The sequence below is a fragment of the Dactylosporangium sp. CA-233914 genome, assembly GCF_050942935.1.
Classification (GTDB): Bacteria; Actinomycetota; Actinomycetes; order Mycobacteriales; family Micromonosporaceae; genus Dactylosporangium.
Genome location: NZ_CP192030.1, coordinates 9,189,462 through 9,201,836 on the forward strand (window position 1 = coordinate 9,189,462; position 12,375 = coordinate 9,201,836).

The 12,375-nt window shown below is 72.4% G+C and carries 2 protein-coding genes (1 of these 2 cut by a window edge); both read right to left on the reverse strand.

The features are described from left to right. Positions 1-960 (reverse strand): methionyl-tRNA formyltransferase, encoded by a 960-nt coding sequence (locus ACQPY0_RS41055; protein ID WP_432973706.1) that lies wholly within the window; start codon positions 958-960, stop codon positions 1-3. Further along, positions 960-12,375, reverse strand: partial view of an amino acid adenylation domain-containing protein gene (locus ACQPY0_RS41060; RefSeq protein WP_432973708.1) — the 3' portion only. Its footprint extends 3,083 nt past the window's final position; 11,416 of the gene's 14,499 nt are visible here — the last part of the coding sequence; its start codon lies beyond the right edge, outside the window; its stop codon occupies positions 960-962. Before ACQPY0_RS41060 ends, ACQPY0_RS41055 begins: the two co-directional genes overlap by 1 nt.

A 12,375-nucleotide genomic window follows, 5' to 3' on the forward strand; every position in this document is an offset into this window, starting at 1 on the left:
TCAGGCCCCCGCGACGGGGTGGGAGGTGAGGTAGCCACCCATGTGCGGGAAGTACTCGACGGCGTCGAGCTCGGTACCGTCGTCGAGGCGGACCCGGTCGATCCGCAGGCCGGTGTTGCGGCCCCGGCGGGCGTCGGCCCCGACCACGATCACGACGCCGGACCCGTCCCGGATGAAGATGCGGCCGGGCGTTCCGCCGTAGGTCTTCTCCGTCTCGCGAGCGGCCAGGATACGCAGCCGGGTGGCGCCGTGGTAACAGAAGGCGTTCGGGTACGGGTCCACCTGCGCCCGGACGAGGTTGAACAGCTCCCGGGCGCTCCAGGTGAAGTCGATCCGGTTCTCCTCCTCGGTGCGGCGGTGGAAGTAGGAGGCGGCGCGGCGGTCCTGGGGCGCCCAGTCCCGACGACCGGAGTCGATGAGCGCCAGCGCGTCGACCGTGATCGGGCCGAACATCGCCAGGGTGCGGTCGAACAGCTCGACGATGGTGTCGTCGTCGGTGATCGCCGTGGAGCGCTGGAGGACGACGTCCCCCGCGTCGAACTCCGAGTTCATCATGTGGGCGGTGACGCCGACCTCGGGCTCGTCGTTGATCAGCGCCCAGTTGAGCGGGGCAAAGCCCGCGTAGGCCGGGAGCAGTGCGTCGTGCACGTTCAGGGTGCCCAGCCGCGGGATCGAGTAGACCTCCGGCGGCAGCCAGGTCCGCCAGTTGGAGACGATCATGATGTCGGCCTCGGCGGCGGCGATGGCGGCCTTGACCTCGTCGTCGGTGGCCCGGTTGCGCACCAGCACGGGGATGCCGTAGTCCGCGGCGAGTTCGGCCACGGACTCGTTGAAGATCTTCTCGTAGGCGTTGTCGCTGTCCGGGTGGGTGACGATCAGCGGCACCTCGTGCCCGGCGGCGAGGACCGCCTCGATGGTCCGGCGACCCCAGGTCATGTAGCCGAACGCCACAACTCGCATCAGTTCTCCTCGGTGTCGGCCGCATCCAGTGCGGCACGGATCAGCGGGCCGGTGGCGCGCAGGGTCTCCTCGGTCAGCAGACCGAGGTGGGTGGTGGGGATGTCGCGCACGCGCACCGCGCCGGCGACGAGCGGGGCCCAGTCCTGCGCGCGGTGGCGCGGGTCCCGGTCCCCCTCCGTCGCGGCGAGGAACAGCACCGCCGTGTCGACGTGCGGAAGCGGGCCGCCCAGCGGGATCTCTCCGAGGGTCCGCAGCCTCTCGACGAGCGCGGCGATCTCGTGGCGCCCCAGCCCGTGCAGCACACTCGACTCCGCTGCGGCCGCTGCCAGAGCGTCGTCGACGGTGGGCCGCTCGGGGGGCTCGTGGCCGGTGAAGGCCAGCAGGCCGTACACCGCGTCGGATTCGCTGAGCGGCTCCTCGGCGCCGGAGGGCCGCTCGGGCAACGGGTAACCGTCGAGCATGACGACGACGGGCACCCGCTCCCCCGCTTCGGTCAGCCGCGCTGCCACGAGGTGGGCCAGTGCGGCCCCGAAGGACCAGCCGAGCAGCCGGTACGGGCCGTGCGGCTGGATCCGGCGGATCTCCTCGGCGTAGCTGTCGGCGCTGTCCCAGGCAGTCCGGCCGGAACGCCCGACCGGGTCCTGCAACGCGTGCACCGGCATGTCGGTGGACAGATGTGGCAGCAGCCGGGCGTAGGTCCAGCCGAAGCCGACTGCCGGGGGCAGGCAGAACAACGCCGGCCCGGTCCCGCGACGCAGGGTCAGCACCGGTGCCAGTCCTGGCGGCGCCCCACCGTCGAGGCGGGACCGCAGCGCCCGCGGGGTCGGGTGTTCGAACAGCACCTTCGCCGAGACCTGTCGGCCGGTCTCCGCCCGCAGCCGGGCGGCGAGCCGCACCGCCAGCAGCGAGTGCCCGCCGAACTCGAAGAACGAGTCCTCCGGGCCGACCTGCGCGACTCCCAGCACCTCGGCGAACAGCGCGCACAGCGGGAGCTCGGCCGGCGTCGGGGCCGCCGTCCCGCTGACCCGGTCGGGAGCCGGAAGCGCGCGACGGTCGAGCTTTCCGTTGGGGGTCAACGGGAACGCGTCGAGGACGACGACCTGCGCGGGCACCATGTGGGCCGGCAGGGTCCGCGCCAGGTGTGCCCGCAGTTCGGCGCCGGTCGCCGCCGCCACCGCGTATGCCAGGATGGTCTGCTCGGCGATCACCACCACGGCGCGGGAGACCGCCGGATGGGCGCGCAGCGTCGACTCGATCTCGCCGGGCTCGATCCGGTAGCCGCGGACCTTGACCTGGTCGTCGGCCCGCCCGACGTACTCCAGCTCACCCGCGTGCGTCCAGCGGGCCAGGTCACCGGTGCGGTAGAGCCGCTCCCCCGGCAAGCCGAAGGGATTCGCCACGAACCGGCCCGCCGTGAGCCCGGCGCGCCCGTGGTAGCCGCGGGCCAACTGGTCACCGGCGAGGTACAGCTCGCCGACCGCGCCCGGCGGGGTCCGGCGCAGGGCCGCGTCGAGCACGAGCGCGTCCGTGTCCGCCCCCGGCCGCCCGATCGGGACGGGCCCACGCTCGCCGGCCCGCACGCGGTGGTGCGTGGCGTAGACGGTGGCCTCGGTGGGGCCGTACAGGTTGAAGACCGCACGGGATCCCAGCGCGTCGGCCAGCGCCCGCGGCAGCGCCTCGCCGGCCAGGACCAGCGTCGGCGGCAGGGTGTCCGCGCCGTCGACGACCAGCGCGTCGACGGCGGAGGGCACGCCCGACAACAGCGTCGCCGCCCCGTCGGCGAAGGCCGTCGCGGCGTGCAGCACGTCCGGGACGATCCCGATCGCGCCGCCGGTGCTGAGCGGGGCGAACAGTTCGAACACCGAGACGTCGAAGTTGAGCGACGTGGAGAACACGGTGCGGCGCAGGCGTTCGGCGCCCAGCTCGGCGACCGTCCACCGGACCAGCCCGACCGCGCCGCGGTGCGGGACGGGCACGCCCTTGGGCACTCCGGTCGAGCCCGACGTGTAGATCACGTACGCGGGGTGGTCCGGGTCGAGGTTGCGTGCCCGGTCGATGTCGGTGAGCGGCGAGCCGTCCCGTGCGGCCAGTGCCGCGGCTGTCGCGGGATCGTCGAGCACGATCCGGCGGGTCTCCTGGGGCAGCGCGGTGTCCGTGCCGCACAGGGTGATCACCGCCGAGGGCCGGGCGTCGGCCAGCACGAAAGCGATCCGGTCCGGGGGGTATGCCAGGTCGATCGGCAGGTACGCCGCGCCGCTGGCCAGCACGCCGAGGACGGCGACGACGAGGTCCGCGGTCCGCGGGAGCGCGAGCCCGACGACGTCCTCCGCTGCGATCCCGGCGTCGGCGAGATGGCGGGCCAGGCGGTGGGCGCTCGCAGTCAGGTCGCGGTAGGTGACCTCCCGCCCGCCGTCGACCACCGCGACGGCGTCGGGCGTGCGGGCCGCCTGGGCGGTGACCAGGCCGGGAAGGGTGTCGGGCGCGGCGCCGGTGCGGTGGCCGGTGTCCGCGAGGGCGCGGCGCTCCTCCGGTTCGAGCAGGTCCAGCGCGGCGACGGGCGAATCCGGGTCGGTCAGCGCGTCGAGCGCCCGGTGCAGCCGGCCCAGCAGCGCCGCCGCGGTGCCGGCGCCGAGCACGCCCGGCCGGTGGACCATCTCCAGCCGCAGGCCGTCGTCGACCGGGGTCACCACCAGCGTCAACGGGTAATGGGTGGCGTCGCGCACGTCCACCCCGGACGTCAACAGCCCGCCGGCCTCCTGCGCCCGGGTGACGTCCGCGCCGTCGACCGGGTACGACTCGAAGACCAGCAGCGTGTCGAACAGCTCGGGGTGCCCGGTCCGGGCGGTGATCTCCGCGAGGCCGAGGTGCTGGTGGTCCAGCAGCGCGGCCTGCTCCGCCTGCAACCTGCGCAGCAGTTCCCGCAGGGTCGCGCCGGCCCGGGACCGGACCCGCACGGGGACGGTGTTGATGAAGAGTCCGATCATCTCCTCGGCGCCGGTGAGCGCGGGCGGCCGGCCGGACACCGTCGTGCCGAACACGACGTCGTCGCGTCCCGTGTGGACCCCGAGCACCAACCCCCACGCGAGCTGCACGACCGTGTTGAGGGTGACACCCTCGGCGCGGGCCAGCGCCGTGACCGGCCCGGCGGGCAGCTCGACGGTGAGCGACTCGGCGGGGCCGCCGCCCGGCGTCGCGAGCCGGGTCGGGTGGTCGAAGCCGTCGAGCGCCTCGTCCCAGGCCGCGTAGGTGGCGGCCGGGTCGAGCGTGGCCAGCCGCGCGAGGTGGTCGCGGAACGGCCGGGGCGGCGGGCCGGCGGTGCCGGCGTAGAGGTCGAACAGGTCCCGCACGACCAGTGGCAGCGACCATCCGTCGAGCAGGATGTGGTGGTTGGTGACGAGCAGCCGGTGCCGGTCCCCACCTAGGATCATCAGGGTGAACCGGAGCAGCGGGGCCTGGGTCATGTCGAAGGGCCGCCGCCGGTCCTCGCGCACCCGCTCCTCGGCGCCGTCGGGGTCCGCCCGCAGGTCGACGACGACGATCTCGGGCCGGAAATCGTCCTGCACGAGTTGTGCGGGACGGCCGTCGCGGCCGTGCACGAACGCCGCGCCCAGGTTGGGGTGTCTGCGCAGCAGCGCCTCGGCAGCGGCCCGCATCCGGTCCGGGTCGAGCGGGCCGTCGATGTCGAGGACCGTCTGGGCGAGGTAGACATCCTCGCCCGTGCCGCCGCCGTCGAAGGTCGCGTGGAAGTGCAGACCCTCCTGCAACGGGGACAGCGGCCACACGTCAACCAGGCCGGGCCGGTCGCGCTGCCAGGTGTCGAGCTGCTCCTGGGTGACCGGGGCGAGCACGTCGGACGGGGTGAGCCGGCCCCGCGTGATCCCGCCGAGCCGGGTGAGCGCCGCGATCCAGCGGTCGGCGAGCGCCTGCACCTCGGTCGCGGAGAGCACGCCGCTGGCGTAGGCCCAGGAGGCGCGCAGGACGGGCCCGTCAGGGCCGGCCTCCACGATGGCGTTGATGTCGAGTGCCGCGGAGACCGGGGTGCCGTCGTCGACCGCGCCGCCGAGGGCGCCGAACTCGTCGGCGGTGTCCCAACGGTCCCCTCCGCCCGCGTGGCCGGCGGTGTCGAAGCGCCCGAGGTAGTTGAAGCGGATCTGGGGGGCCGCGTGCAGGGGCGGGCGCAGCAGCCCGAACCCGATGCCGCGGTCCGGGACGGCACGCAGCTGCTCCTTGACCCGGGCGGCGGCCGCCGCCCCGTCGGTCGGGTCGATCCCGTCGAGGTCGAGCCGGGCCGGGTACACGGTGGTGAACCAGCCGACGGTCCGGGACAGGTCGGCGCCCGGCACGGCGGACTCCTCGCGGCCGTGCCCCTCCAGCCCGACCAGCACCGACGGCGCCGGGGTGCCGCCCGCGGCCCGGTGCTCGACGACAGCGAGCCCGAGCGCGGTCAGCAGGATGTCCTCGACGCCGGCGCGGAAGGCCGCCGGCACCCGGGTCAGGACCGCCTCGGTGACCGCCGTGGGCAACGCCACCTCAATCTCCTCGGCGGTGCCGACAAGGTCACGGGCGGGGTCGAGCAGACGCGCGCCGAGCAGCGGATCCGGCCCGGCGAGCACCTGTTCCCAGAACGGCCGTTCGGCCTCGCGGTCGGCGGCGGTGAGTCCCAGGGCCCAGCCGCGGAACGATGTCCCCACCGACGCCAGGTCCGGCGCGGTCCCGGCCCGGGCCTGCTCCCCCGCGGCGATCAGGTCGGGCACGAGGATGCGCCACGAGACCCCGTCGACGACGAGGTGGTGGGCGAGCATGAGGAGCCGGCCGCGGTCGGGGCCGTTGAACCAGACCGCTTGCAGGACCGTGCCGGCGGCCGGGTCGAGGCGGTCGGCGGCGGCGTCGAACTCGGCCGCGACGGTGGCGCGGAACTCCTCACCCTCGATGCCGGGCACGGGCACGTGGCGCAGCACCGATTCCGCGGAGACGGTTCCGGCCGCAGAGGCGGTGAAGACCCATTCGTCGCCCGAGCGGCGCAGCCGGCCGCGGAGGACGTCGTGCCGGTCGATGACGGCGCCGAGCGCGGCGGCGACGTGGGCGCGGGTGGTGCCGGTCGGGGTGGCGAGCAGCACGGCCTGGGAGAACCGCCGGAACTCGGTGCCGCGCCCGACCATCTCGGCGACGATCGGGGTGATCGGGATCCGCCCGGTGCCAGGCGCGTCGACCTCGGCGCCGCGGGCCGGTGCCTGGGTGGGACGTTCGTCGAGGAGTCGGGCGAGTGCGGTGACGGTCTTGTGGTCGAACACATCGCGTGGGGACAGGATGAGGCCTGCTGCCCGCGCGCGGGCTACGAGTTGGATGACGATGATGGAGTCTCCGCCGAGGGCGAAGAACGACGCGTCCGTGTCGACCGTGTCAAGGCCGAGAACCTGCCCCACCAGCCCGGCGACCAGTACCTCGGTGACGGTCGCGGCGGCCCTGCCACCGGCCGGGGTGGTGACCGGGGCGGGGAGCGCCTTCCGGTCGACTTTGCCCGAGGCCATCAACGGGAACGCATCCAGCACCGTGACCGACGCCGGCACCATGTGCTCCGGCAAACGCTGCCTGGCCCAACCCGACACGTCAACAGGATCACCGACGGTGTAGGCATGCACCGCATTGCCGTGCACGGTCACCACCGCCTGACGCACCGCCGGGTGCTGGGCCAGCACGGCTTCGATCTCCTCCAACTCCACCCGCATCCCACGGATCTTCACCTGATAGTCGGCCCGGCCGACGAACTCCAGCAGCCCATCACTGGTCCACCGGGCCAGGTCACCGGTGCGGTACAACCGCCCACCACCGAACGGGTCAGCCACAAACCGCGACGCCGTCAATCCCGGCGCGTTCACATAACCGCGACCCAACGGCAGACCACCGCAATACAACTCACCCACCACACCCGGCGGCACCGGCACCAAACCCGCGTCCAACACATACATCCGCGTGTTCGGATTCGGCACCCCGATCGAGATCCGATCCCGCCGCTGACCACCTCGATACGACACGTGCGACACCCCGATCGTCGCCTCCGCCGGCCCATAGCCGTGATACATCACCGCCGGGAACACCGCACGGAACCGATCGAACAACTCCGGCGTCAGCACCTCGCCACCACACCACACGTGCTTCAACACCGCCGCCGCCGCACCCACCGCCGGCATCTGCAACCACATGTCCAACATCGACGACACCACATACACGAACGTGACCCGCTCACGCACCACCAGATCAAGCAGATACTCCGCGTCCCGCTCACCACCCGGCTCCGCCACCACCACCGCACCACCGGAGGCCAGCGGCAAGAAAATCTCGTTCACCGAAATGTCGAAACCCATCGGCGCCTTGAACAACGCCGCATCTCCCGGCCCGAACCCCAACATCGACCCGCCCTGCTGCCACCGCAACCGCGCACAAATAGCCGAATGCCGAATCATCGCCCCCTTCGGCACACCCGTCGAACCCGACGTGAACATCACATACGCCAAACCCTCAGCATCCACCGGCACATCCACCCACCCCGACACCGGCAGACCATCCACAGCCACCACCACAACCCCCAGATCCGCCCCCACCACCGGATCCGCAGCCACCACCGCCACCACACCCGCCGACCCACACACCTGCACCCGCCGCGCCACCGGCCACGACGGCTCCACCGGCACAAACGCCGCCCCCGCCTTCAACACCCCCAACAACGCCACCACCAAATCCGCCGACCGCTCCACACACACCCCCACCACCTGCTCCGGCCCCACACCCACCGCCACCAACCGCGACGCCACCGACGCCGCCCGCACATCCAACTCCGCAAAACTCAACCGCACCCCACCATCCACCACCGCCAACGCACCCGGACACCGCCGCACCCACTCCCCCACCAACGCAGGCAACGACTCCCCCACACACCCCACCGCCGTGTCATTCCACGCGTGAACCACTGACTCGCGCTCGGCGGCGGTCAGCACGTCGATGCGCCCGACGGGGGACTCCGGCTTCCCGGTCATCGTCGCGAGCACGCGGTCGAGGCGGGTGAGCAGCAGGCGGGCGTCGGCGGCGCAGAGCACGTCGGGCCGGTATTTGACCTCCAGGCCGAGCCGCTCGCCGGGCCGGATCACCAGGACGACCGGGTAGTGGGTGGCGTCGCGCCCCTCCACGTCGGCCAGGCGCAGGCCGGACGCGCTCTCGGCGGCCCCGATGGCCTCCTCATCGAGCGGGTACGACTCGACCACGGTGAGGGTGTCGAACAGCTCGCCGCCGCCGACCGGGCTCACCCGGGTGATGTCGGCGAGACCCAGGTACTGGTGGTCGAGCAGGGCGGCCTGCTCGGTCTGCACCCGCTCCAGGAGCGCACCGACGGTCTCGGCGGGCGCGAGCGCGACGTGGACGGGGACGGTGTTGATGAACAGCCCGATCATGTCCTCGACGCCGGGCAGCGCCGGGGGCCGGCCCGCGACCGTGGTGCCGAAGGTGACCGCCGTGCGACCGGTCAGCCCGCCGAGCAGGACCGCCCACGCGGTCTGGAGAACGGTGCTGAGGGTGACGCCGCGGCCACGGGCGAGCGTGGTGAGCGTGGCGGTACGGGCGGCGTCGAGGTCGACCGACACCCCGACGGGCACCGTCGGCTGCTCGGCCGCCCCGGGCAGCAGCAGGGTGGACTCTTCCGCGGTGCGCAACGCGTGCCGCCACGCCTGTCGGGACGCCTCGACGTCCTGGTCTGCGAGCCACGCCAGGTATCCGCGGTACGACGGCGGCTCCGCGGCGGGCACGCCCGCGTACAGGTCCAGCAGGTCACGGACCAGCAGCGGGGTGGACCAGCCGTCGAGCACGATGTGGTGGTTGGTGATCACCAGGCGGGGTCCGGCCGCGCGGCGGATCAGCACGAACCGGACCAGCGGCGGCGCGTCCAGGTCGAACGGGCGCAGCCGTTCCCGGTTCTCCGCCTCCGGATCGTCCGTGACGGTGAACTCCGGCGCCACGCCATCGATTACGAGTTGGACGGGAGTGCCGTCCACGTTTTCGACGAAGGCCGTCCGCAGCACGGGATGGCGCTCGACGAGTCGGGTCGCCGCTGTGCGCAGGCGCTGCGCGTCGAGCGGGCCTTCGAGGTCCAGAACGGTCTGCGCGACGTAGATGTCCTCGCTGTGCAGCGCCGCGTGGAAGTGCAGGCCACGCTGGAGCGGGGAGAGCGGCCACACCTCGGTGAGCCCCGGGTACGCGCGGCGCCAGCAGGCGAGGTCACCGGGAGCGACCGTGACCAGTTCCCGGTGGGCGAGCGTCGTCGGCCCGGCGGCGGGGGCACGTTCGTCGAGGAGTCGGGCGAGTGCGGTGACGGTCTTGTGGTCGAACACATCGCGTGGGGACAGGATGAGGCCTGCTGCCCGCGCGCGGGCTACGAGTTGGATGACGATGATGGAGTCTCCGCCGAGGGCGAAGAACGACGCGTCCGTGTCGACCGTGTCAAGGCCGAGAACCTGCCCCACCAGCCCGGCGACCAGTACCTCGGTGACGGTCGCGGCGGCCCTGCCACCGGCCGGGGTGGTGACCGGGGCGGGGAGCGCCTTCCGGTCGACTTTGCCCGAGGCCATCAACGGGAACGCATCCAGCACCGTGACCGACGCCGGCACCATGTGCTCCGGCAAACGCTGCCTGGCCCAACCCGACACGTCAACAGGATCACCGACGGTGTAGGCATGCACCGCATTGCCGTGCACGGTCACCACCGCCTGACGCACCGCCGGGTGCTGGGCCAGCACGGCTTCGATCTCCTCCAACTCCACCCGCATCCCACGGATCTTCACCTGATAGTCGGCCCGGCCGACGAACTCCAGCAGCCCATCACTGGTCCACCGGGCCAGGTCACCGGTGCGGTACAACCGCCCACCACCGAACGGGTCAGCCACAAACCGCGACGCCGTCAATCCCGGCGCGTTCACATAACCGCGACCCAACGGCAGACCACCGCAATACAACTCACCCACCACACCCGGCGGCACCGGCACCAAACCCGCGTCCAACACATACATCCGCGTGTTCGGATTCGGCACCCCGATCGAGATCCGATCCCGCCGCTGACCACCTCGATACGACACGTGCGACACCCCGATCGTCGCCTCCGCCGGCCCATAGCCGTGATACATCACCGCCGGGAACACCGCACGGAACCGATCGAACAACTCCGGCGTCAGCACCTCGCCACCACACCACACGTGCTTCAACACCGCCGCCGCCGCACCCACCGCCGGCATCTGCAACCACATGTCCAACATCGACGACACCACATACACGAACGTGACCCGCTCACGCACCACCAGATCAAGCAGATACTCCGCGTCCCGCTCACCACCCGGCTCCGCCACCACCACCGCACCACCGGAGGCCAGCGGCAAGAAAATCTCGTTCACCGAAATGTCGAAACCCATCGGCGCCTTGAACAACGCCGCATCTCCCGGCCCGAACCCCAACATCGACCCGCCCTGCTGCCACCGCAACCGCGCACAAATAGCCGAATGCCGAATCATCGCCCCCTTCGGCACACCCGTCGAACCCGACGTGAACATCACATACGCCAAACCCTCAGCATCCACCGGCACATCCACCCACCCCGACACCGGCAGACCATCCACAGCCACCACCACAACCCCCAGATCCGCCCCCACCACCGGATCCGCAGCCACCACCGCCACCACACCCGCCGACCCACACACCTGCACCCGCCGCGCCACCGGCCACGACGGCTCCACCGGCACAAACGCCGCCCCCGCCTTCAACACCCCCAACAACGCCACCACCAAATCCGCCGACCGCTCCACACACACCCCCACCACCTGCTCCGGCCCCACACCCACCGCCACCAACCGCGACGCCACCGACGCCGCCCGCACATCCAACTCCGCAAAACTCAACCGCACCCCACCATCCACCACCGCCAACGCACCCGGACACCGCCGCACCCACTCCCCCACCAACGCAGGCAACGACTCCCCCACACACCCCACCGCCGTGTCATTCCACGCGTGAACCACCTCGTACCGCTCTGCCGGAGTGGTCACCTCGACCGTGCGCAGCGCCGCGTCGGGCTGCTCGGCAAAGGCGGTGAGCACCCGCACGACCCGGTCGGCGAAGCGGGTCGCGGTCTGCGCGTCGAAGAGGTCAAGGGCGTAGTTGACGGTGCCGCCGACCGTTCCCGCGTCCTCGACGAAGTCCACGCTCATGTCGAACTTCGAGGTGCGCAGTTCGACGCTCAGTGCCTCGGCGTCGAGGGCGCCGGCGGTCGGGTTCTCGGCGACCTGGTAGGTGACCATGGTCTGGAACAGCGGGTGCCGGTTCAGCGCCCGTTCCGGCGCCATGACGTCGACCACCCGCTCGAACGGGACGTCCTGGTGGGCGTAGGCGGCAAGGGCCGTCTCGCGGGCCCGGCCGAGCACCTCGCGCAGAGTCGGGTCGCCGGAGAGGTCGGTGCGCAGCACGAGGGTGTTGACGAAGAAGCCGACGAGGTCGTCGAGGGCCTCGTCGGGGCGGCCCGCGACCGGGGTGCCCAGCGGGATGTCCGGGCCGGCGCCGAGCTTGTGCAGCACGACCGCGACGGCGGTCTGGGCCAGGATGAACGGGCTCACCCCGGCGTCGGCGGCCAGCGCCCGCAACGCCCGCGCGACCGGTTCGGACACGGTGAACGGCGCAGTGCCGCCGCGACCGGTCGGCACCGCCGGGCGGGGACGGTCCCGGGGGACCGGGATCTCGACGGGCAGCCCGTCGAGGGCCGTCCGCCAGTGGGCGAGCTGGCGGGAGACGAGGCTGCGCGGGTCGTCCTCGGTGCCGAGGATGTCGCGCTGCCAGAGCGTGTAGTCCGCGTACTGCACCGGCAGCGGGGCCCACGCGGGCGCCCGACCACCGGCCCGCGCGGCGTACGCCTCGCCCAGGTCGGCGAGCAGCGGGGTGGTGGACCACTCGTCGCCGGCGATGTGGTGCACGACGATCGACAGCACCAACTCCCCGTCCGGCAGGCGCAGGACCCGGGCCCGCACCGGCAGGTCCCGTTCCAGTGCGAACGGGGTGTCGGCGTCCTCGGCGAGAGCGGCCTCCAGCCCGTCGGCCGGGAGGTCGACGACCGGGACGTCGAGGGTCCACTCGTGGAGGATGCGCTGGTAGGCAACGCCGTCCCGGTCCGGGAAGACCGTCCGGAGGCTCTCGTGGCGGTCGACGACGTCGCGCACGGCGGCGGCCAGCGCCGCGGTGTCCGTGCCGCGTGGCAGCCGCGCGGCGGACGGGATCGAGTAGGTGGAGCCCGGCCCTTCCAGGCGGTAGAGGAACCACAGCCGCTGCTGCGCGAACGACAGCGGCGGCTCGGCCGGCCGCTCCCGCGCGACCAGCGGGAGCCGCCGCGACACGTCG

Coding starts and splice junctions, on each gene's coding strand:
- ACQPY0_RS41055 (WP_432973706.1), bottom strand. CDS start 960: ATGCGAGTTGTGGCGTTCGGCTACATGACCTGGGGTCGCCGGACCATC.